At 54.7% G+C, this 22563-nt stretch carries 18 protein-coding genes and 1 tRNA gene; 17 read left to right on the top strand and 2 right to left on the bottom strand.

Translation table 11 applies throughout. From position 1 onward, the window contains the following. A tRNA-Arg gene (locus F605_RS0102730) sits at positions 1-76 on the bottom strand. Positions 77-188: 112 nt separating this feature from the next. Between F605_RS0102730 and F605_RS0102725 the strand changes: the two genes are divergently transcribed. Both F605_RS0102725 and F605_RS0102720 read left to right on the top strand, forming a co-directional pair. After that, positions 189-2303, top strand: coding sequence for an NAD(+) synthase (locus tag F605_RS0102725; protein WP_331708246.1), 2115 nt, complete (start codon positions 189-191; stop codon positions 2301-2303). 271 nt (positions 2304-2574) lie between these two features. Continuing rightward, positions 2575-3918 carry a C1 family peptidase gene (locus F605_RS0102720; RefSeq protein WP_022864379.1) on the top strand — a complete coding sequence of 448 codons (1344 nt, stop codon included), beginning with the start codon at positions 2575-2577 and terminating at the stop codon, positions 3916-3918. Here the strand turns inward: F605_RS0102720 and F605_RS0102715 are convergent. Then, positions 3915-4196 carry a hypothetical protein gene (locus tag F605_RS0102715; protein ID WP_040765049.1) on the bottom strand — a complete coding sequence of 94 codons (282 nt, stop codon included), beginning with the start codon at positions 4194-4196 and terminating at the stop codon, positions 3915-3917. The two genes, F605_RS0102720 and F605_RS0102715, sit on opposite strands and share 4 nt — an antisense overlap. A 65-nt stretch (positions 4197-4261) precedes the next feature. On the opposite strand from F605_RS0102715, the gene F605_RS09475 reads away from it, so the two are divergent. The 15 genes from F605_RS09475 (at position 4262) to F605_RS0102640 (ending at position 22562) form a co-directional block, all read left to right on the top strand. Beyond that, a complete protein-coding gene (locus F605_RS09475; RefSeq protein WP_022864377.1) occupies positions 4262-5530 on the top strand; it encodes an MFS transporter in 1269 nt (422 codons plus the stop codon). 234 nt (positions 5531-5764) lie between these two features. Continuing rightward, a complete protein-coding gene (locus F605_RS0102705) occupies positions 5765-6058 on the top strand; it encodes a type II toxin-antitoxin system RelB/DinJ family antitoxin (RefSeq protein ID WP_022864376.1) in 294 nt (97 codons plus the stop codon). Continuing rightward, positions 6058-6396 (top strand): type II toxin-antitoxin system RelE/ParE family toxin, encoded by a 339-nt coding sequence (locus F605_RS0102700; RefSeq protein ID WP_022864375.1) that lies wholly within the window; start codon positions 6058-6060, stop codon positions 6394-6396. Before F605_RS0102705 ends, F605_RS0102700 begins: the two co-directional genes overlap by 1 nt. Before the next feature lie 164 nt (positions 6397-6560). Further along, on the top strand, positions 6561-7946 hold the full coding sequence (gene lysA / locus F605_RS0102695) for a diaminopimelate decarboxylase (RefSeq protein ID WP_022864374.1): 1386 nt from the start codon (positions 6561-6563) through the stop codon (positions 7944-7946). Positions 7947-8040: 94 nt separating this feature from the next. Then, a complete protein-coding gene (locus F605_RS11400) occupies positions 8041-9336 on the top strand; it encodes a homoserine dehydrogenase (protein WP_022864373.1) in 1296 nt (431 codons plus the stop codon). A gap of 3 nt (positions 9337-9339) precedes the next feature. Then, positions 9340-10443 (top strand): threonine synthase, encoded by a 1104-nt coding sequence (gene thrC / locus F605_RS11395; protein ID WP_022864372.1) that lies wholly within the window; start codon positions 9340-9342, stop codon positions 10441-10443. A 15-nt stretch (positions 10444-10458) separates the two neighbouring features. After that, positions 10459-11469 (top strand): homoserine kinase, encoded by a 1011-nt coding sequence (thrB, locus tag F605_RS0102680; protein ID WP_022864371.1) that lies wholly within the window; start codon positions 10459-10461, stop codon positions 11467-11469. 233 nt (positions 11470-11702) lie between these two features. Further along, on the top strand, positions 11703-13391 hold the full coding sequence (rho, locus tag F605_RS0102675) for a transcription termination factor Rho (protein WP_022864370.1): 1689 nt from the start codon (positions 11703-11705) through the stop codon (positions 13389-13391). Positions 13392-13566: 175 nt separating this feature from the next. Continuing rightward, entirely contained in the window at positions 13567-14184 is a 618-nt protein-coding gene (locus tag F605_RS10910; protein ID WP_146001690.1) for a hypothetical protein, read from the top strand. A gap of 104 nt (positions 14185-14288) precedes the next feature. Further along, positions 14289-18041 carry a transcription-repair coupling factor gene (gene mfd / locus F605_RS0102665; protein ID WP_022864368.1) on the top strand — a complete coding sequence of 1251 codons (3753 nt, stop codon included), beginning with the start codon at positions 14289-14291 and terminating at the stop codon, positions 18039-18041. 59 nt (positions 18042-18100) lie between these two features. Next, positions 18101-18805 carry a hypothetical protein gene (locus F605_RS0102660; RefSeq protein WP_022864367.1) on the top strand — a complete coding sequence of 235 codons (705 nt, stop codon included), beginning with the start codon at positions 18101-18103 and terminating at the stop codon, positions 18803-18805. Positions 18806-18913: 108 nt separating this feature from the next. Next, positions 18914-20194 carry a phosphopyruvate hydratase gene (gene eno / locus F605_RS0102655; RefSeq protein WP_027723533.1) on the top strand — a complete coding sequence of 427 codons (1281 nt, stop codon included), beginning with the start codon at positions 18914-18916 and terminating at the stop codon, positions 20192-20194. Positions 20195-20346: 152 nt separating this feature from the next. Continuing rightward, positions 20347-20955, top strand: a complete 609-nt coding sequence (locus F605_RS10905; RefSeq protein ID WP_162138268.1) for an FtsB family cell division protein — start codon at positions 20347-20349, stop codon at positions 20953-20955. Continuing rightward, complete coding sequence (locus tag F605_RS0102645) at positions 20952-21479, top strand: DUF501 domain-containing protein (protein WP_022864364.1); 528 nt, start codon at positions 20952-20954, stop codon at positions 21477-21479. Before F605_RS10905 ends, F605_RS0102645 begins: the two co-directional genes overlap by 4 nt. 84 nt (positions 21480-21563) lie before the next feature. After that, entirely contained in the window at positions 21564-22562 is a 999-nt protein-coding gene (locus F605_RS0102640; protein ID WP_022864363.1) for a Ppx/GppA phosphatase family protein, read from the top strand. Position 22563: the final 1 nt, after the last annotated feature.

Here is a 22563-nt window from a genome sequence, read left to right as displayed (position 1 = left end):
TGGTGCCCCGAACAGGATTCGAACCTGCGGCCTTTCGCTCCGGAGGCGAACGCTCTATCCACTGAGCTATCGGGGCTGGACTTCAATGATTCTACACATTTACCCCGGCGCTTACTAAATCAGCGCCCTCTAATTAGACGCTGATTACATTTAGGGAGGCAGACGCTAGCGAAGGCGGGTGCAATAATATGAACATGACTTTTTCTAGCCCCTATGCGCACGGTTTCGCCCGGGTCGCCGCTATTACTATTCCCAGCCATCCCGGCCAGCCGGATCGAAACGTACCGGAAATCGCGGCAGCGGCGCGACAAGCTGCCCGCCAAGGTGCCTGTGTAGCGGTTTTTCCGGAGATGAGTATTTCCGGTTATACCCTCGATGACCTGGTGTTTTCTGAGCGTCTGCTAAAGAGTGTGGAAAAAGGAATAGAACTGCTGGCCAAAGCCACTTCCGATTGCGCCGAGCTAATCGTGGTAGGCGCCCCGCTGCGGATAGCAGGTCAAATCTACAATTGTGCGGTGTTTTTGGCACGCGGGAAAGTTATTGCCCTGACTCCGAAAGTTTTTCCTGCTAGTGCGGCTTATGAAAAACGTTACTTTGCTTCCGGTGCGCACCTTTCTGCAGATGCGAGTTGGTTCGCACCCCAGATTCCAGGAGCCAGCGAGGCTCCCATTGGGAACGGGGTTATCCAGGTTGAGGACGTGGCTGGCCTAACAGTTGGGGCGGAAGTTGGCAGCGACGCCGTTGCGGCACGTTCTCTGGCGCTGTCTCTTGCCTTGCAAGGGGCAAGCTTAATTGCCAATCCGGCGGCTTATCCTGCAACTTTGGAGAGCGGTGAGCAGCAACAACTGCTGGCGGGCGCCACATCCCGGCGCGGAATCTGCGCCTATGCACACGCGGCAGCCGGCAATGGAGAGTCCTCCTCCGATGCTGCCTGGGAAGGACGAACCTTTATTTACCAGGATGGCTCTAAGCTAGCGGGAACCGATCCGTTCCCCAGTGAAACCCAGATTGCCCTGGCCGATATTGATTTAACCGCCCTCGCCAATCGCCGGCGGCGCGAAAGCAGTTTCGCGGATGCCGGGGCTGGGCAACCCGACAAGCCATGGGAAGTGAAGATTCGCCTCGGAGTGGGAGCTGCCGGAGCAGCTATCTCCTTTGACCCCTGGGCAAATGTTTCCAATGCCGACATATTGCAGGATCCGCAGGCTGCGCTGTGCCCCGCTCCGGCGAGGTTCCCTTTCCTGCCCGCCGACCAGGCAGGAATTGACCGTGCCTGCCAGCAGGCATTCCAGATTCAGGTTTACGGCCTGCAAAAACGTTTGCAGGCAGTCGGTAACCCCAAGATGGTTTTGGGAGTATCCGGAGGCCTAGATTCTACCCAGGCACTCTTGGTGTGTAGCGAGGTGGCCACCCGGCTCGGCCTCGATAAATCCCAGATTTTGGCCTATACTTTGCCCGGTTTTGCGACTTCAGAAGGAACTAAATCTCACGCCTATAAACTTTGTGAATCTCTAGGGATTAAGTGCGAAGAAATTGATATTCGCCCGGCTGCCCGGCAAATGCTCGCCGATATGGGACATCCCTTCGCCGCAGGTGCCGCCCAATATGACGTGACTTTCGAAAACGTACAGGCGGGGTTGCGCGCCGATTACCTGTTCCGGATAGCTAACCATCAGGGCGGATTGGTGATTGGAACCGGCGATCTGTCTGAAGCGGCTTTAGGGTGGTGCACCTATGGGGTGGGCGACCATATGTCGCATTATTCGGTTAACCCGGGAATCCCCAAAACCATGCTGCAATACATGATTCGTTGGGTATGCCGGCAAAATCTGTTCGGTGAGGCTTGCACTAAAGTGCTAAAAGATATTTTGGCGCAAGAAATCTCTCCGGAGCTGATTCCGGGAGGTGGGGAAAAACTGCAATCCACCCAGGACACCATCGGCCCTTACGAACTGCACGAGTTCTTCCTCTACCATCTGCTATTAGGGCGCGAACCCCGCGATATTGCCTACCTGGCGTACCAGGCATGGGCAGATAAGCAAAAGGGGCGGTGGCCAGCCGACCTACCGGAAGCGGATCGTCACCAGTACGATCTGGAAACTATTTTGCGCTGGCTACGAGAGTTCTTGCGCCGCTTCTTTACCTCCCAGTTCAAACGGACTTGCGTGCCCGGCGGGCCGGGAATAACTGCGGGATTTGGTCTCAGTCCCCGCGGTGACCTGCGGATGCCCTCGGATATTTCCGGACGAATCTGGATTAAACAGGTAGAGGAAATGCTCGCAGAGTTAGCGGAAAACCAGTAGGGGTTGCACTGGAAAAGTTTCCGGCAGCCACGATAGCTGCTGGCAGGACCAGGCTGCGTCCTCGTCGCAAAAGTTTTAATTTCAACCTGGTGGATCCGCGTAGCCAGCAGTGAGCCAAATGCCCCAAATTAACTAAGTGGGAACGATGCGATATTTTGGAAACAAAGAAGAAAGCGGCGAAACTGCGGTAGCTTCCCAAAACCGGGGTAGTTATCCGGGATAGTTTTCGCCTGCAAAAATGGCGAGTCTCTGCCCAAATCTAGGAGGAACAGTGAGCGAACGCGAAGCAACATTAACCCCGGAAATACTATCGGAGCTGCGTAAAGAGTTCAGTACGGATACTCGCGGACAGTTAATGCAAAACGCGGTGACCAACTCCGATATTGATCAGGTAGCACAAAATCACCAAGTGGTCGCGTATGCAGATCGCTCCATGTCCCACAAACTTGATGCGTGGCCAGTGGCAAACCAAAAGAAATCAGGCCGGTGCTGGCTATTCGCCGGACTGAATCTGCTGCGTTCCTCCATGATTAAGCGACTAAATGTCGAGAACTTCGAGTTTTCCCAGGCTTACCTGTTCTATTGGGACAAACTAGAAAAAGCGAACTATTTCTTTGAATCCCAGATTGAGCTGGCCGATCGCGACCTGGATGACCGCACGGTTGCCCATCTGCTGTCCGATCCGATTGGGGACGGCGGCCAGTGGAATATGTTCGTGGCGCTAGTCGATAAATATGGGGTGGTTCCTAAGTGGGCCATGCCAGAAACCGAATCCTCCTCCAACTCAAAGAAAATGGATCGGATTCTGGAACGTTACCTACGGGAAGGGGCGCTGACGCTGCGGAAAGCCGCGCAAAATAGTCCCAAAACCGTTGGGGAAGTAAAGGCGGGACTGCTCAAAGGAGTCCACCGGATTCTCAATATTCACCTAGGGACTCCACCTGAAAAATTCGTATGGCAGTACAACGATAAAGACAATAAGTTTGAGCGTCTAGGGGAGGTGACTCCTCAACAGTTTGCGGATAAATATATCGTTAATGATCTGCGCAATTATGTTTGCTTGGTTAATGATCCGCGGGAAGCCAACCCGTACGGAAAGACCTACACTGTCGATCGCCTGGGCAATGTGCTGGGAGCTGCCCCGGTGCGGTATTTGAATGTACCTATGCAAGTGATGAAAGATTGTGCGGCAACCGTGTTGCAGGCGGGCAAACCGGTGTGGTTCGGTTGCGATACCGAGCAGCAGGCTGACCGGGAGCTGTCGCTGTGGGACAAGAATCTCTATGACTACGAAGCGGTTTATGGGGTGGAGTTCGGGATGGACAAGGAAGAGCGTCTACTCTCCCACGAATCTCTAATGACCCACGCCATGTTGTTCGTGGGGGTAGATATATTGGATGGTGCTCCACGCCGTTGGCGGGTAGAAAACTCTTGGGGGTGCGAAGGCCGTGCTGATGAGGGTTTTTACACTATGAATGATTCTTGGTTCGATGAGTATGTTTTTGAAATCGCGGTGCATCGTGACCGGCTTCCCAAACAATACCGAGAGGTTATCGAATCCGAGGACGCGCCGATAGTGCTGCCTGCCTGGGACCCGATGGGGTCATTGGCTTAAATCCCAGTCGGCATAATAATGCCGCCGTAGGGTGCCAGGATAAACAGCGCTATGGAGAGGATAAACAGGGTAAGGCAATCAATCCACCAGGAACGTACTGCGCACCAGGCGTTTGGGGAGCGATCAAGTAACCGGTAGACCCCCAGTAGCAGCAGCATCAGTGAAAATATGCGGCTGGCAAACACTGGGTGTCCGATGAACCCCACAATGGCTATGCCGATAATCGCTGCGACCAAGGCCGTAGTGCAACCGCGGCGCCAAAAACGATTATTCGACAAACCCATAGCCTCAGTCTAGCCGGGCAGCTGGGATAGAACGTAGTCAACCGGTTAGGCTTAGAGATGTGTTCAAGTCCTATCGTGAAATTTTTGCTTATCCCGGGGCGCTTAGTTTTTCTATCGCGGGGGCGATTGCGCGTTTCCCGATGGCGATGGCGGGTCTTTCTACCCTGCTAATGATTTCTACCCTCTACGGGGAATATTCCTTGGCGGGGCAGGTAAATGCGGTGGTGGTAATTACCATGGCGGCGGCCTCGCCTATTCAAGCGCAGCTGGTAGATCGGCATGGGCAAGCAAAAATTCTGCGTCCCTTGGTGGCAGCTTCGCTGGTTTTACTTGCGGCATTAACCGTGGCGACCTTGTATCATGCGCCCCGGTGGACGCTATATTTAATTGCAGCTTTGTCGGGGGCTACTACTGGATCTTTTGGGGCCTTCGTTAGGGCTCGTTGGACTCATCTTTTAGCTGGTTCCCGCAAATTGAACACTGCCTATGCTTTTGAGGCCGCTCTCGATGAAGTAATCTTTATTTTCGGTCCCATTATCGCTACTGTGCTGGCCACGGTAGTACACCCGGCAGCGGGGATCGTTGCCTGTTTGCTCACCTCGGGAATCGGGGGTTTCTGGTTCTTGTCCCAGAGGAAAACTGAACCCACCCCCCGTGGTAAAGCTGATTTTTCTCCTGAGGAAGCAAAACCCCTACTGAAATCGACTGCGATGGTGGTGCTGGGGACAATCTTCCTGCTTTGTGGCCTCACTTTTGGCGCCCTAGATTTATCCGTAGTGGCCTATTGTCGGGAAATTGGTTTGCCACAAATTGCCGGTATCCTGTTGGCCATGTTTGGGGTAACTTCCTTTTCGGCGGCAATAATCTATGGAGCCAGGGAATGGGGAATCTCGGCATTACGCCTGTTTGTAGGGGGAATTGTCTTGATGGCTGTTGGATTTTCCACCTTTTTCTTCGCGTCGAATGCGTGGATATTAGGGATTTGTCTGGCCCTCACTGGCGCCACCTATGCACCTACTATGACCAATGCGACCAATATTTTAGCGAATCTGGTTCCTGCATCTCGTTTCACTGAGGGGATGGCTTGGCTGAACACCTTCTTCACCCTGGGGATTTCGGCAGGTGCTTGGATTGGGGGCAATGTGGTAGATGCGGGCGGGGCTCGGGCAGGGCTCTGGGTAGTGATTGCCACTGCCTGGGCGATTCTGGCGGTCGTATTGGCGGGCTCGCTGCCTCTGCGTAACTCGCTGCGCCGTGCCTATAAACGGCGGCTAGTGGCAGTAGATCTGCACCTGGCAAAGCCGGATTCGCCCTCCAAAAATAGCTAAATACCCTGCCTGCGGTAACGAAAAAACTTTGCGGAATACCCCGTAGCCTGGCAAGTTGCGAAAGCATAAAGCCTGACTCGAAATCTTTTAGAACCGTAACACGGGTGTTTGGAATAGTTATTTCCGCCAGAGCTACCTAACTCTCTGGGGTGAGACTCTATTTTTGCGTAAGTGTTGTTATGTGCGATACATACGCTTATATTGGTTGCGTAGGCAAAGAGGGGAATAGTTACTGTGAAAACCGCAAGTGTGAATGTTCGTATCCAGGAAAATGTGAAGGCTAAGGCAGAAGAAATCTTGGATACTATGGGGGTTTCTCGCGCGACCGCGATTGATATGTTTTATCGGCAAATCATCATGCACAATGGGATTCCTTTTCCCCTTACTATCCCTAGTGAGCTCCCATCTCGTGATGCTCTGGACGAGAAAAAGTTTAACGCCCTGATGAGCGCGGGGTACTCCCAAGCTCTATCAGGTGACTCCTACGGTATTGACGAAGTATTCGACGATTTGGGCAAAAATCTGTGATGGATCAGTATGCAATCCGCTTTACCGCACAGGCGCGACAACACCTAAGGCTCATTAGGGACTATATTGCTGTAGACCTGCGAGAGCCTGAAATCGCGAAAAAACTATTGGAACTGTTGCAAAAAGAAATATCCACGCTGTCATTTATGCCCTATCGGGTGAAACTAATCGAAGAGAAGCCTTGGCGTGATATGGGTTTCCGCAAAATTCGGGTGAAAAATTATTACATTTACTTTTGGGTCAATGATGATACTAAGGAAGTCAATATCATTGCCGTAATTTATGTCAGACGAGACCAAGCCCAGCAGTTAGAATCGCACATTTGGTGCTGTTCGTGAGATCGTCCACCTGCGCCTGCTCTAACAAGAAATCAGTGCGCTCTGATATGTAAAGCAGTTTTACACGTTCTCGATACTATCCAGCCTGCGGGAAAGGTTTTGCAAGCTTTTATCGGCTTGGCGATACTTTAAGGGAAGATACCTAGCTACTTGAGAGGTTGCCGATGCTTACTTGTCCCGAACCTGCGGAAAATCCCGTGCTGTGGCCCGGGGGAGCCAAGCGAGAGGAAGATGGGCAACTGTCTTTTGCCGGACAAAAAGTAACTGAGCTGGCTCAGCGTTTCGGCACCCCCTCCTACCTATTTGACCTGGATGATTTCGCTGCTCGCGCCAAAACTATTGCTAGCGCGATGGCGGAAGAGTTTTGGGAAGGTTACGGATTTTCCGGCGCCAATGTCTACTATGCGGGCAAGGCCTTCCTGTGTACCGCTTTAGGGGAAGCTATCACCAAGGCGGGAATGGGGATTGACACCGCCAGCCTGGGAGAACTTACAGTCGCGCTCAACCCCGCGATGGGAGCTGACCCTCAGAAAATCGGGCTGCACGGGAACAATAAATCCCGCGAATGCCTACGCCTGGCACTACGCAGCGGGATTGGACGGATCATCGTAGATTCCCTGAATGAAATCGACCTCTTGCAGTCCCTGAGCGAGAGTGAAAATACCACTGCTCCGGTGATGGTGCGGGTAACCACCGGAGTGCACGCCGGGGGACACAGCTTTATTGCTACCGCCCACGAAGACCAAAAATTCGGCCTCTCCCTGGCTTCCGGAGCCGCCCTCGAAGCGGTCGAAAAGATTATTGCTGCCCCCAATCTAAAGCTGGTGGGACTGCACTCCCATATCGGCTCCCAAATCAAAGATTTAGCGTCCTTCCAGGTAGCGGCGGAAAGGCTGCTGGCGTTCCGCGCCCAGGTGCAGCGTCTTGGCGAGGCGGTCCCGGAAGTTGACCTGGGTGGCGGCTTAGCAATCTCCTATCAAGGGGAGGAAGTGCCAACCGCCAGCGAATATGCGCGCTCTCTGGCGGCCTCGGTAAAGAAAGCCTGCGAGCAGGCAGGCACCGATATACCCCATATTTCGATTGAACCGGGACGCTGGCTGGCCGGTCCGGTATGCGTCAGCCTGTACCAGGTGGGAACGGTCAAAGACGTGCAGCTAGAGGACGGTAGCATCCGCAAATACGTGAGCGTAGATGGGGGTATGAGCGACAATATTCGCCCCGCCCTCTATGACGCGGGATATGTGGCCACTTTGGCATCGCGGGTTTCGGATGCGCCGGCGGCCAGCTGCCGGGTAGTGGGAATGCATTGCGAATCCGGAGATATTTTAGTGCCCGAGATTGCCCTGCCTGCCGATATCCGTGCTGGTGATTTGCTAGTAATTCCCGCTACCGGTGCCTACGGGCGGGCGATGGCCTCGAACTATAATCTGGTGCCCCGTCCCGGCGTGGTGGGGCTCAGTCGCAAGGCATCCCCACGGTATATCGTTGCGCGAGAAACTGTAGATGACCTGCTACGACTAGATATCGGAGCGGTCGGCTTATCTCAGTGATAAATCCGGGGAGCGCTCTGCCATTAATACCCGCTAGAGTAGAAAGCCCGGCAGGTAAAAATGCCCGGACGAAAGCGTTGAAAAGAGGGTGAAAATGAAGCAAGCGGTGAAAATAGCGGTTCTCGGGTGCGGAACCGTAGGGGCGCAAGTGGTTCGTCTCCTGCAAGAACGCGCCGCCGATTACCAGGCACGGTGTGGAGCCAGCCTGGAGATTATCGGTATTTGTGTAAATAATCTGGCTGCCCCCCGCCCCGATTTTATTAGCCGCGACCTGCTTACCGATCAGGCGGAGCCCTTGATTGACCAAGCCGACCTGGTAATTGAACTAATCGGGGGTATCGAGCCGGCGCGCACTTACATTACCCGCGCCTTGGAGGCCGGAAAATCCGTGGTAACCGGTAATAAAGCCCTACTCGCGCAACACGGCCCGGAACTTTTTGACCTGTCTCGCCAGCGGGAAGCCGACCTTTATTACGAGGCTGCGGTGGCAGGCGCCATCCCGGTAGTCTATGGCCTGCGCGAATCCCTGGCCGGGGATCGCGTGCAGGTGGTACAGGGCATTGTTAATGGCACCACCAACTACATGCTCGACCAGATGGAAAAGAAAGGTTGGTCCTTCGAGCAGGCGCTGTCTACTGCGCAAGAACTGGGATATGCCGAAGCGGATCCCACTGCCGATATTGATGGCCTAGATGCCGCCGCCAAATGCGCCTTGCTGGCGCAGCTGGCTTTCCACACTCGAGTTTCCCTCGACCAGGTAGCAGTCAAAGGGATCCGCCAGATCACCGCGGACGATATTGCCGACGCCAAAGAATCAGGACGCACTATCAAACTGCTGGCGATTGCCCAGCTCGCGCAAGATGAACAAGGACGCGAATGCGTATCCTGCCGGGTAGAGCCAGTATTGGTGAAACCAGAAAATCCGCTCGCTAGCATCGCGGGAGCCTTTAACGCGATTGTGATTGATGCCGAGGCCGCGGGCAGATTGATGTTCTACGGCCAAGGCGCCGGCGGGGTACAAACCGCCTCCGCAGTGCTCTCGGACGTGGTGGCCGCTGCCTTCCACCTGGTATCCGGAGGGAGTGCCCCGCGTGAATCCGCCTACGCTGATTTGCCGCAAATGCTGGCCGGCCAGGTGCGTTCTAAGTACAGTATTCGCCTAGAGGTAGAGGACGCTACCGGGGTGTTAGCTGAGGTAGCCGGGATTTTTGCTCGTCGGGGGATCTCGATTGAGCAGGTGCGCCAGCGCAATGACAGTGAGTCTGCTAAAGCGGAGGTATCGCTAGCGACTGCTTGGGCACGGGCGGACGCCATAGACTTGACAGTAAAAGATTTGGCTGCCGCGGAGCCGGTGGGCCGAGTAATCCAAGTAATCAGTATGGAGGGCTAAAACATGGCGCATCTGTGGCAGGGAATAATCAACGAATACCGCGATTGGCTCCCCGTAGGTGATGAAGAAGAAATCGTTACTTTACAGGAGGGCGGCACTCCGCTGATTTATTCGGAGGATCTGTCCAGCGAGGTAGGGGCGAAAGTCTATATCAAAGTCGAAGGCGTGAACCCCACCGGCTCTTTTAAAGACCGCGGGATGACCATGGCGATTACCAAGGTGGTCTCTAGCGGACAAAAGATGGTGGCCTGTGCCTCTACCGGCAACACTTCGGCGTCTGCCGCTGCCTATTCGTCGAAAGCCGGCTTGGAATGTGCGGTAATCCTGCCTGCCGGGAAGATTGCCGCCGGTAAACTGGCGCAAGCGATTGTGCATGGGGCGCGGTTAGTGGCAGTGGATGGCAACTTTGACCAGTGCCTGACGATTACTCGCCAGCTCACCGAAAGCTATCCGGTAGCCCTGGTTAACTCGATTAACCCCTACCGCTTGCAGGGGCAAAAGACTGCGGCCTTTGAAATCGTTGATTTCCTGGGGGATGCCCCCGATATTCACGTACTGCCCGTAGGAAACGCCGGAAATATCTCCGCCTACTGGATGGGATATAACGAATACGCTGGTAGGCGCACCGCCGCCTCTTTAGAAAAAGAAACTAAACTAGGGGATACGCGCGCCAGCAAGGTACCGCAAATGTGGGGGATCCAGGCCAAAGGGGCAGCTCCCTTCGTAGCCGGACACCCGATTTCGAACCCGGAAACCGTGGCGACTGCGATTCGGATTGGCAATCCCGCCTCTTGGGATTATGCCTCGGCAGCCCGGGATGACTCCCACGGTTTCATCACCGCGGTGACTGATGAAGCTATTTTGGCGGCACAAGCGCGACTCGCGGCCAGCACTGGAATCTTCGTAGAGCCCGCCTCGGCGGCCTCGGTAGCGGGACTTTTGCAGGCCGCTAGCCAGGGTAAAGTCCCAGGGGAGGCCACGATTGTGTGTACGGTGACTGGTAATGGTCTGAAAGATACCGCGACTGCTTTAGGGGATCGCGATATTACCCCGCAAGTAATTGAGCCCACCTTGGAGGCCGCCCTCAGCGCCCTCGATCTGAAATAACGGGAACTGAGCAAGATGCGAATCGTAAAGGACGAAGCGGAAGTAAAAGTTCCTGCTACTTCGGCTAATCTGGGGCCGGGATACGATTGTATGGGGCTAGCGGTTTCTCTGCACGATCGAGTACGTTTCCGGGCTACGGTCGGGAAAACCCAGGTGCATGTGCGCGGGGAAGGGAAAGACCGGCTGCCCGAGGACGAAAAGCATCTAGTAGTACGAGCTATCCGCTTGGGGCTAGATGCGGTTGGAGCATCCCAAGTGGGGATCAGTCTGTGGCAAGAAAATCAGATTCCCCAATCACGAGGCCTGGGGTCTTCGGCCTCCGCGATCGTTAGTGGGCTGGCCATTGTGCGAGCGATTATTTCCGACCCGCAGGCTCTCGATAACGACACCATGCTACGTATTGCTACCTATCTGGAAGGACACCCCGATAACCTGGCGCCGGCAATCTATGGAGGGATAACCCTGGCGGGAATCCATGGTACTTCCAGTGAAGAAGCGGCCACCACCAAGGAACTGACTTCGCCTTTTATTGAAATGGGGCAAGAAGGCGAGGACGATCAGGAGGAAGAAACTGACCAGCCGGTCCTGAACGCAGATTTTCCGCAGACTTGGGCAGTGAAAATCGAAAATCAATACGACCTATACCCCACGGTATTTATCCCGGATTTCGAGTTAGATACTTCGCAGGCGCGGGCGTTACTGCCTGAACAGGTGCCTCACGCTGATGCTGCCCGCAATGTGGCTAACGCGGCACTTTTGGTGAGTGCCTTGCAAGATCATCCCGAACTATTAATGGCCGCCACCACGGATTATTTGCATCAAAACTATCGGAGAGCCGCCATGCCGGCTTCTTTGGATTTGATGTATTGGTTACGGGCGCAACAATTGCCGGCAGTTATTTCCGGAGCGGGACCATGCGTGCTGGCACTGACTAACGTGGGGGATCAGGTTAAAGCCCAGGCCGAAAAAGTGGGTTGGAAGGTTCGTACCTTAGAGTTGGATACCCGCGGGGTGCGAGAACTATAACGCGCTAGCCGCAGATTAAAGGGGCAGCACTAGTTAACTGGCATGGCCAGGTTCACTAAACGCCAGTTTCCGACCGGTCGAAAATCCTGGTAAGCTAATCTCACGAAGGCGAAAGCACCTAGCGGGTTTACCGCCAGGAATGCTCAGTTCCGGCCTTCAAAATCGAGGCCTATTTTTCTCGATTCTTAATATCCAGGCGCATCTGCGTCAACCTACATTCAAAAGGAAAGTTTGTGAGCACAAACGAGAATGCTAACGATCTGCGCACTATGAAGCTGGATGAGCTAAAAGCTCTAGCTACAAAAATGCAGTTGCGAGGGATTTCCCGACTGCGGAAGAATGAGCTGGTCGAAATGATTAGTCAGGCTCGCTCCGCCCAACCCATCAGTGATGTCGCTGAGGATGCTGGGAAGGCTACTACCAAGCAAAAGGGCTCGCCCAAGCGGACAGCGGATACGCGCGGACACAATGGACAACATCACGCTGCAGTTCGCCAAGAATCAGATGCTAAAAAAGATGCGAAGGAGCAGCTGAAACAAGATTTAGCCGAGCACGCCAGCAAGAAAGATAATCAAAATAAGGGGCGGAAGAATAAGGGGGAGACCCCGCATTCTGTCGATGAGATTGCCTTGCCTAGCGCAGAAGATGAAGATCGCGGGGAAGGGCGCGGCCGCGGACGGCGCAACCGCCGGCGGGATCGGAATCGCCGCCGCGATGACAACTGGAATGATAATCGCGGTCGGGGTAAAAACGACAATAATGACGAGGAAACCTCCGAAGAAAACGGGGAAGAACTCTTGCCGATCGCCGGGGTTCTGGATGTGCAAAGCAATCATGCTTTTGTCCGTACCTCGGGTTATATAGCTGGCCCCAATGATGTATATGTCACCCTCGGCCAGGTACGTCGTTGGGGACTGCGTTCTGGGGATGCGGTGCAGGGGGCAGTGCGTCCTCCCAAAGAGGGCGAAAATAATCGCCGGCAAAAATACAACGCCCTGGTGCGACTAGATACCGTGAATGGAATGAGTATCGAGGACGCGCGGGCGCGGACTCAGTTCAAAGATTTGGTGCCGCTGTATCCCAACGAGCAACTGCGCTTAGAGAACACCCCCAAGAATATTACCCAGCGGATAATCGATTTGATTGCCCCCATCGGTAAGGGTCAGCGGGGGTTGATTGTTTCTCCGCCTAAAGCCGGTAAAACCATTATTTTGCAGCAGATCGCCAATGCGATTACTACTAATAATCCGGAGTGCCACCTGATGGTGGTGCTGGTAGATGAACGTCCCGAAGAGGTCACCGATATGCAGCGCACGGTGAAGGGAGAGGTTATTGCTTCTACCTTTGACCGGCCAGCTTCCGACCATGCCTCAGTTGCCGAACTGGCCATTGAACGGGCAAAGCGCCTGGTAGAGTTAGGTCAAGACGTGGTGGTGCTACTGGATTCGATTACCCGCTTAGGGCGTGCCTATAACTTGGCGGCTCCGGCCTCGGGACGGATCCTTTCCGGTGGCGTGGACGCTTCGGCACTGTACCCGCCCAAGAAATTCTTTGGGGCGGCGCGCAACGTGGAGAACGGCGGTTCGCTAACTATCCTGGCCACCGCGCTGGTGGAAACTAACTCCAAGATGGATGAAGTTATTTTCGAAGAATTCAAAGGCACCGGCAATATGGAGCTGCGCCTGTCGCGGCAGTTGGCTGATAAGCGCCTGTTCCCGGCAGTCGATGTGAATGCTTCGGGTACTCGCCGGGAAGAGCTGCTGCTGAATAAGGAAGAACTGCAGGTTACCTGGAAGCTGCGGCGGATGCTTAGCGCCTTGGAGCCGCAGCAGGCTACCGAGTTTGTGCTTTCTAAACTGAAGAACACTAACTCCAATGCCGAGTTCTTAATGATGATCGCTAAAATGAGCTCCCAGGTTTAACGGGAAAAATAACGGATTTTAAATCTGACACTAAGTGTGGTGCCCCGACCAAAGGTCGGGGCACCACACTTTCCTGCAAAAACTGTGGTAACGGCTACGAATGTAACGATTTGGTAGCGAAACGATTGCATATTGGTTTAGACTGATTTTCGCCTGGTTGAACACAGGCAGGTTATTGTGTCGACTGAATGGGAAAATCGTGGGACGTCATTGCCAAGGAAAGAAACCATTCCGCCATCTGCTCTGGCAGGCCGGATTAGCCACTGCGGTAATCGCAGCCGCAGTCGGCACCTCGGGAGCAGTAGCTCTACATTCTTCTTCCCTGCCCGCCGGGCAACCGCAACCAGAAATGACGGCGGAAACCATTTCCGCTACTAACCCTGCTCTACAAGCCGAGGGCGACTTGGGACTACAGGTCGTTAACGCCAAAGTAACGCCCGAGACAGTAACTGTGGAAACTGCCCCCGGAGCTCCTTCCGGGAATTCGGCGGTCGCAGCGGGTGCGTCCTCCTCAACCGCCCAGTATTCTTTACCGGCGCTACGCCGGGCGGGAGTAGTCAACTGGAGCGGCTATAAATTCACTTACTATTCCCAAAAGGTACTACCCGGTGGGGGATTGCGGATCCCCGGTCGCCATGTCAATGCCGACGGATTCGTAGCCGATGCGAACGGATACATTGTGCTCGCGAACGACGCCCCCAAAGGTACGGTGATTAACACTCCGTTTGGCGCGCCAGGCAAGGTCTATGACCGTGGCACCCGGGGTAACCACTTCGACGTTTACACTTCCTAAGCTTCTGCTATTTTGTTAAAACGAGGGCGCGCCCTCGTACCTGATCCTGCCCTAGCAAGCAGTCGAAAGTGAACTAGACTCCTGACTCATCTAGGATAGACACGATGAGTTTGCAAGCCGTAGTAGAAAAAGTAGCTAGCGAGCCGGCAGCTAAAAAGTTCTTTTCCCACCCCGCTAACGTCCAGTCCCTGTACTGTCCTGCCGGGGTAAGGCCAGCTCTAGTGGCAGCCGCGGCGCAAACCGCTGTCAGTAGCGGAAAGTTTTCCCCGCTAGCTTCCCCATCTGCAAAGATGGAAGTAACCGCGAAAACTGAAGGCGCCAATACCCCGCGGCGCGGTCTAATCCTGTACGTAACCGCCTCGGGGCGTTCGGCTGAACAGGTAGAGGCGGAACTGGCCGGATATTTGCCCCGAGTTGCCCGCTTCCCTTCCTGGGAAACCCTGCCGCATGAACGGCTGTCTCCCCGCGCCGACACCATGGCGCAGCGAATCGCCGCCTTGCGTCGCCTAACTCATCCGGAAAAAAGCGGTCCCGGGCAGGATATTTCTATTCTAGTAGCGCCTATTAGGGCGCTATTACAGCCGGTAGTATTCGGTTTAACTGAAATTGAACCCCTAAAAATTCTCGAGGGCGAGGATTATCCTCTCGATAAATTAGCTACGCGCCTACTAGACCTGGGATACGAGAAAACCGATTTGGTATCCACGCGGGGACAATTTGCAGTGCGGGGAGGAATTGTTGACGTATTTGTTCCCGGGGAATCCCACCCGCAACGCCTAGATTTCTTTGGCGACACCTTAGAGGAAGTAAACTATTTTTCCCTTTCTGATCAGCGAAGTTTGGAAAAAAGTCCCGCCGGAATCTGGGCGCCGGCCTGCCGCGAGCTGCTCTTAACCGACCAGGTGAAGCAGCGGGCCAGCGAGCTGCAACCCTCCTTGCCAGGAGTGGCCGATATGTTAGAACTGATCAGCCAGGGGATTGCGGTGCAGGGGATGGAATCTTTAGCCCCGGTGTTGGCGCCGGGACTACAAAGCGTGGTTTCCTTGCTGCCAGGGGACACCACCATCGTGATTGACGAACCGGGGAAAGTAGCCCGCCGCGCCGCAGATTTACTGGAAACCTCCCACGAGTTTGAACAGGCTGCTTGGCAAGCGGCTGCTGGAGGCGGAAAAATCCCCATCCAAGCCGCCCGCGCCCTCCAAAGTCTCAATGATTTTAATCAAGAGGCTCTCGATAATGGTCTTGGCTGGTGGGAACTAACTGGTCTACCTAGTGCGGATATTTTGGCTGCCGAAAATGAGGAGGAACCGTCCACTGCGACCGGAAATCTCACGGAAGAATTAAGCGGTGGCGAAGAAGAAAATGGGCTGAGCGAAACTACCCGACCCACTTATGTTTACCACGGTCAAAGCAGTCTGCAAGCACGGGCGACCAAAGGATACCGCGGTCATATCGACCAGGCAGTTAAAGACTTAAGTCAATATCTAAACGCCGGTTGGCAGGTGATTGTCTCTTGTTCGGGACGCGGCTTGGCCAGCAGGTTTGCCGCTAATCTTTCCGAGGCCGGCCTGCCTGCGTGCGCGGTACCAACCCTCGCGGCGTCTTCGGATATCGAGAAGGGAAGTGTGTTGGTTACCGCCGGCAAAATCGGTGCTGGTTTTGCCCTGAAAGCCTCCCGGCTGTTGGTATTGGCGGAGGCAGACCTGACTGGCCGCTCTCCGCGTCTGGCACAAGCTCCCCGCAAATTGGCTAGTCGACGTGGGAAAACCATCGTCGATCCTCTTGCTCTAAAACCCGGGGACTATGTGGTGCACTCCCAGCACGGGGTGGGGCGCTTTGTGCAGATGACCAAACGCACTATCGGTAAAGGTCAAGACGCAGTTACCCGGGAATATTTAGTATTGGAATATGCCCCTTCGCGGCGGGGACAAGCTGGTGACCGGCTCTACGTGCCCACCGACTCTTTGGATCTGGTGTCCCGTTATGCTGGCTCGGATACCCCGCAGCTAAACAAGATGGGGGGAGCGGATTGGGCCAAGACTAAGAACCGCGCTCGCAAAGCCACCCGGGAAATCGCGGCGGAACTAATCCGCCTTTATGCGGCGCGGCAGGCCACCAAAGGGCACGCTTTCGGTCCCGACACTCCCTGGCAAAAGGAACTTGAGGATGCGTTTGAATACCAGGAGACTCCCGATCAGTTAGCCACGATCGATGAGGTCAAGGCAGATATGGAAAAACCTGCCCCCATGGATCGTCTGCTCAGCGGAGATGTAGGGTTCGGGAAAACCGAGGTGGCGGTACGCGCGGCCTTTAAAGCTATCCAAGAAGGATTCCAAGTGGCACTGCTGGTGCCAACCACGCTGCTAGTGAAACAACATTTTGAGACCTTCTCTGACCGGTTCGCGCCCTTCCCGGTAAAAATCGGGCAACTGTCGCGTTTTTCCACCCCGGCCCAGACGCGAGAACTCAAAGACCAGCTACGCGGTGGCGAAATAGATTTGGTGATCGGAACCCATAGTTTGATTACCGGAGAAGTCGGGTTTAAGAACTTGGGGCTGGTGATAATCGACGAAGAGCAACGTTTTGGGGTGGAACACAAAGAAACCCTAAAAGCCCTGCGTACCAATGTGGATGTGCTGTCTATGTCGGCTACCCCGATTCCCCGCACCCTGGAAATGGCAGTTACCGGGATTCGGGAACTATCCACTTTGTCGACTCCCCCCGAAGAACGCCACCCGGTACTGACTTTTGTTGGCGCTTACCAGGATAAACAGGTGAAAGCGGCGATCCGACGGGAATTACTGCGTGATGGGCAGGTGTTCTATGTGCACAACCGGGTAGAATCCATCGACCGGGTAGCGGCGCATCTTTCCGAACTGGTTCCAGAAGCCCGGATCGCGGTAGCGCACGGAAAAATGCACGAAAAGCAACTGGAACAAGTAATGGTCGATTTCTGGAATCACCAGGCTGACGTGCTAGTTTGTACCACTATCGTCGAGACAGGGCTAGATATTTCCAACGCCAACACCCTGATAGTTTCCGGGGCGCATCGGATGGGACTCTCGCAGCTACACCAGTTACGAGGACGAGTAGGGCGCGGGCGGGAACGCGCCTACGCTTACTTCTTCTATCCAGGCGATAAACCGCTAACCGAAACCGCGCAAGAACGCCTGCAAACCATTGCCGCTAATACCGATTTAGGGGCAGGTACAGCAGTCGCGCAAAAAGACCTGGAGATTCGGGGAGCGGGAAACTTGCTGGGTGGGCAACAGTCCGGCCATATCGCCGGGGTTGGGTTTGACCTGTATATCCGGATGGTCTCCGAGGCGGTGCGCGGTTTTAAAGAGGGCGGGGAAGCGGAAGAAGAAGATAGCGAGGTTCGGATTGAACTGCCAATCGATGCCCATATTCCCCCCGAATATATGGATTCAGAGCGGTTGCGCCTAGAGATGTACCAAAAGCTCTCCAGCGTGCGCAAAGAAACCGAGATGGAGGCGGTGCGGGAGGAAATGACTGACCGCTACGGGGTGCCACCGGCAAATGTGGAGTTACTGTTCACAGTGGCGAAGCTACGGATGAAAGCACGGGCCCTGGGTATCAAAGAAATCGTGGCGCAAGGAAGGTTTGTACGCTTTTCCCCGATTAGTTTGGCAGATTCCCAAATGTTGCGGATCAAGCGGCTGCATCCGGGAACGGTGATTAAACCGGCGGTGCGCCAAATCTTGGTGCCGGCTCCTAAGGGAGAAAAACTGGGACAAGGTGCTCTGCATGACGAATCGTTGGCACAGTGGGTAGCGCAATTGCTGCAAAATGTACTTACTCCCTTTGGAAAAGTAAAAACGGACGCACAAAAATAGAGCTGACCGCGCCCTCTTGATAAGCTAACCCTAGCTATTAGCTTCAGAAAGACAGTCTTATGAATAACAAAGCGCTTCGAGTTATTGGTATTTGTGCCGGCACCGCCCTACTAGGGGTGGGGCTTAGCGGATGTTCTCACGCTGAAAAGGCGAAAGATAGTTTCCCGGTCGAAAAAGTGGCAGCCGAGATTAATGCGGCTACCCCCACTGATGATCAGCGGGCAAGCTATATGCGGCAAATGCGGACAGAAGTACAAAATCAGTTGGGAACCGGAGTCTATCCTCAAGCTGTTTGGGACTCATTAGAGCGCGGAGAAATACCGTCCCAATACCTCGCCTCTTGGGCAGCATCCATGAAGGTTGCTCGGGAAGAACTGCGAAACCAGCCCGGATATACCGATGCTGATATTAAGCGCTGGTTAGTTCAGGGAGCTAAGGAAACAGGCGTGCGGAATGCAAATTTTTCTACCGACGCTCTAGATTTCTGGCGACTGCAGAAGCTATCTCGCGATCGAGAACAGGGGAAGTTGTCTCCGGATTTAACGCAGCGCATTCAGCCAAAACTCCTGGCTGCTCAAAAACAGGATTCCAAACAGGCAGCGGGATTGAAAACCAATCCCCTCTTAACTCAGGTGTTGGCGTCGGCAACCGGAGTGCAGGTCTTAGAACCTGATCTGGGTCCGGGAGTGAAACTGCAGGGATTTGCCAAGGTGGAGCAAGCGCTGCAGACTCAAATGCAGCAAGGTTCACAGCCGGCTAAGTAAATAGTTTCTTTCTTTCCGCATGGAAAGGGACTTTTGCAACCTGCCGACTGACTTTGCTTCCAGTAGACTGTAACTAAGTCATCAACATAATCGATAAGGAGCATGACCGTGTCACTAATCGTTGCTATTAATGCCCGTGAGATTCTTGATTCTCGCGGAAACCCCACTGTGGAAGTTGAAGTCCTACTGGATTCGGGCGCCTCTAGCCGCGCCGCGGTTCCCTCGGGGGCTTCCACCGGTGCTTTTGAAGCGGTAGAACGCCGTGACGGCGACAAGGGTCGCTACCAAGGTAAAGGCGTACAGGATGCCGTGCAGGCAGTTATTGACGATATCGCCCCCGAATTGATCGGTGAGGATGCCTGCGATCAGCGCCGGATTGACGACATTATGATGCGTCTGGACGGTACCCCGAACAAGGGCAAACTGGGCGCCAACGCGATTTTGGGTGTTTCCCTCGCGGTAGCCCACGCGGCAGCGGAAGATTCCGATATGTCGCTGTTTAAGTACCTGGGCGGACCGAATGCGCATGTGCTACCGGTTCCCATGATGAACATTTTGAACGGTGGTTCCCACGCGGATTCCAACGTGGATATTCAAGAGTTCATGATTGCCCCCATCGGTGCGGAAACCTTCGCCGAAGCGCTGCGGATGGGTGCCGAGGTGTACCACACCTTGAAAGGGGTTATTAAAGACCGCGGTCTGTCCACCGGCCTAGGTGACGAGGGTGGTTTCGCCCCCAACCTGGATTCGAACGCAGAGGCCCTGGATCTGATCTGCGAGGCCATTAAGAAGGCTGGATACGAGCCGGGCAAGGACGTAGCGCTGGCACTGGACGTGGCGTCCACCGAGTTCTTCGCAGACGGTAAGTACAACTTCGAGGGTGAAGCCCGCGATACCGATTACATGGTGAAGTACTATGACGAACTAGTCGCCAAGTACCCGATTGTATCCATTGAGGATCCTCTGTCTGAGGACGAATGGGATGCCTGGAAGGCTCTGACTGCCCATATCGGTGACAAAGTTCAGCTGGTGGGCGACGACCTGTTCGTAACCAACCCCGAGCGCTTGGCTCGCGGTATTAAAGAGGGTATCGCTAATGCTCTCCTGGTAAAGGTAAACCAGATTGGCAGCCTGACCGAAACCTTGCAGGCGGTAGAGGATGCTCACCGCGCCGGTTACAAGACCATGACTTCTCACCGCAGTGGGGAAACCGAAGATGTAACTATCGCTGACCTGGCGGTAGCCACCAACTCTGGTCAGATCAAGACCGGTGCCCCGGCGCGCAGCGAGCGGGTAGCTAAGTACAACCAGCTGCTTCGCATCGAGGATGAACTTGGTGAAGCCGCTGTTTACGCTGGGCGTAGCGCCTTCCCGCGTTTTAAGGCTTAAATCTAACCAGTCGCGGTATCACCTTATAGCCGCATTGGTGCGATAAGTCATCGGGGGCGAGGAGAACCTGGTTCTCCTCGCCCCCCCTCATATTGCAGGCCTGCTCGGCTTGGGAACACGCCGGACTACCTAAGAGATGGAATAATAGAGCCGTGAAGTCGCCACAACCGCCTAAGAGCGTGCAAAGAGAGAATACCCGGAAGCAAGGGTCTGCTTTCCGGTCGGTTTCTCCTTTGGTGCGCACCGCGCGGCGTAATCGGGGACGTTCCCCGGTGCTCAAGGCGGCTAACCGGCGGGTAAAAGTAGGTTCGCGGTTTTCGGTAACCGTAGGCACTATCCTGGTGGTAGCCTCCATCTTTTTGCTACTGGTGGGCGCTCCCTTGTTTGACCTGGTAAGCCAGCTGGAACAACGTAACAAGGTGCATGCGCAACTGGTGGCGGCTAAACAAGAAAACCGGGATCTACACCGTGAACTAGAGCTGTGGAATAACACCGACTATTTAACCCAGCAGGCGCGTGAGCGCCTCGGTTACGTAAAACCGGGGGAAACCCGCTATGCGGTAGTCGATCCCGGTAAGGACTATCAGGCACGCCGCGAAGCCCGCCTGGAAAAACTCCCGGAGCGTCCTTGGTATTTGGAAGTCACCCATTCGGTTAAAATGGCAGGCAGGCATAGGGGAAGTACGGATGCTTCTACACAAACCCGCCCGGAACCGGCACCGGGAGCCACCCCTCAACAAGAAAAGGCGAAAAAGAAGTGACTTTTGAACTTAACGAAGCCACCCCCGCCGACCTGGAGACCCTATCTTTACAGTTGGGGAGGATTCCCCGCGGGGTAGTAGGGGTAGCCGCGCGCTGCGTCTGTGGAGCTCCGGCAGTGGTGGCCACTGCCCCGCGCCTAGAGGATGGCTCGCCGTTTCCCACCACTTTTTATTTGACTCTGCCTTCTTTGGTACGCGCCCTGTCTACGGTGGAAGCTTCTGGGAAAATGGCTGATTATCAGCAATTACTGTCCGAAGATCAGGAAGTAGCGGCAGGCTATCGGCGCGCCCACCTAGCTTATATTGCGGCGCGCGGACACGTTGGGCAACAGATTGGAATCGGAGAGGTACCCGAAATTGCGGGAGTTAGTGCCGGAGGAATGCCCGAGCGGGTCAAATGTTTACACGCCCTCGCCGGACACGCCCTTGCCGCCGGTAAAGGAGTTAATCCCATCGGGGATTTAGCGCTAGCCGACCTGGCAGCCAGGGGGCTCTGGGATAACCAGCACTGCTACTGCGAATAATCCTTTACCTTCCTGGAGTTCTTTGCGCCTAGGCGTATGCGCTCCTATTAGTTACCAATCCTGATTCCGTGGAAAAATAGGGATATGGCTTTAGTTGCAGGTATTGATTGTGGCACCAACTCGATTCGTTTAATCATTGCTGACCGGGAAGCATCGGGAGAACCTCTAAACGTGCGCACGCGGGAAATGCGGATTGTGCGTCTGGGAGAGGGCATCGATAAAACTGGACAATTCTCTCCGGCGGCTCTGGAGCGCTGCTTTGCGGCAGTAGACGAATATGCACAGATAATCGATAAATATGGGGTGGATAAAATCCGTTTCGTTGCCACCTCTGCCAGCCGGGACGCGGGAAATCGGGACGAATTTTTCAGCGGCATCCAGGAACGCCTCGGGGTAACCCCCGAAGTAATCTCAGGAGAGGAAGAAGCCGCCCTATCGTTTTCCGGCGCTACTTCCTCGTTTCGCGACGAGGACGAACCGGTACTGGTAGTCGATATCGGCGGAGGCTCCACCGAGTTCGTTTTAGGACAGCGCGGGAGGGTAATAGACGCCATTTCTACCAATATGGGCTCGGTGCGGATTTTTGAACGCTACCTGGCACCGGTGATTGCCAACGCTAACAGCGGGGACGGTTCTTTAGATCCCCGCCAGACTCCCGGGATCGCAAAAGCCCTGATAAAAGCTTCTTTCGCGATTGATAAACTGATTGACGAGGCCGATAAGAAACTCGGCTTAGAGCGGGCGCGTACCTTGATTGGGGTGGCCGGAACCGTCACTACTATCACCGCCCACGCCCTCGGTTTAAAAGACTACGAACCCGAAAAAATTCACGGCTCGCGGATCACCCCCGCGCACATGCTGCGTTCTTGTAACTGGATGATGAATCAGCCGGTATCTGTGCGTGCCGCCCTCGGCTACATGCCCACCGGGCGGGCAGATGTTATCGGAGCAGGGGCGCTGGTGTGGTCGCGGATTATTGACCGGATTAACGGGGAAATCGAAGCAGACGGCAGTGGCTTAAAAGAAATTTTGACCTCCGAAACCGATATTTTAGACGGCATCGCTCTCTCGCTTTTGCCCTAGC

It is taken from the genome of Varibaculum cambriense DSM 15806, from assembly GCF_000420065.1.
GTDB lineage: Bacteria > Actinomycetota > Actinomycetes > Actinomycetales > Actinomycetaceae > Varibaculum > Varibaculum cambriense.
The sequence above is the reverse complement of the archived record's forward strand: the minus strand, read 5'-3'. Positions and strand labels throughout refer to the sequence as shown.

Coding starts and splice junctions, on each gene's coding strand:
- F605_RS0102725 (WP_331708246.1), top strand. CDS start 189: ATGAACATGACTTTTTCTAGCCCCTATGCGCACGGTTTCGCCCGGGTC.
- F605_RS0102700 (WP_022864375.1), top strand. CDS start 6,058: ATGGATCAGTATGCAATCCGCTTTACCGCACAGGCGCGACAACACCTA.
- lysA (WP_022864374.1), top strand. CDS start 6,561: ATGCTTACTTGTCCCGAACCTGCGGAAAATCCCGTGCTGTGGCCCGGG.
- F605_RS11400 (WP_022864373.1), top strand. CDS start 8,041: ATGAAGCAAGCGGTGAAAATAGCGGTTCTCGGGTGCGGAACCGTAGGG.
- thrC (WP_022864372.1), top strand. CDS start 9,340: ATGGCGCATCTGTGGCAGGGAATAATCAACGAATACCGCGATTGGCTC.
- thrB (WP_022864371.1), top strand. CDS start 10,459: ATGCGAATCGTAAAGGACGAAGCGGAAGTAAAAGTTCCTGCTACTTCG.
- mfd (WP_022864368.1), top strand. CDS start 14,289: ATGAGTTTGCAAGCCGTAGTAGAAAAAGTAGCTAGCGAGCCGGCAGCT.
- F605_RS0102660 (WP_022864367.1), top strand. CDS start 18,101: ATGAATAACAAAGCGCTTCGAGTTATTGGTATTTGTGCCGGCACCGCC.
- F605_RS0102640 (WP_022864363.1), top strand. CDS start 21,564: ATGGCTTTAGTTGCAGGTATTGATTGTGGCACCAACTCGATTCGTTTA.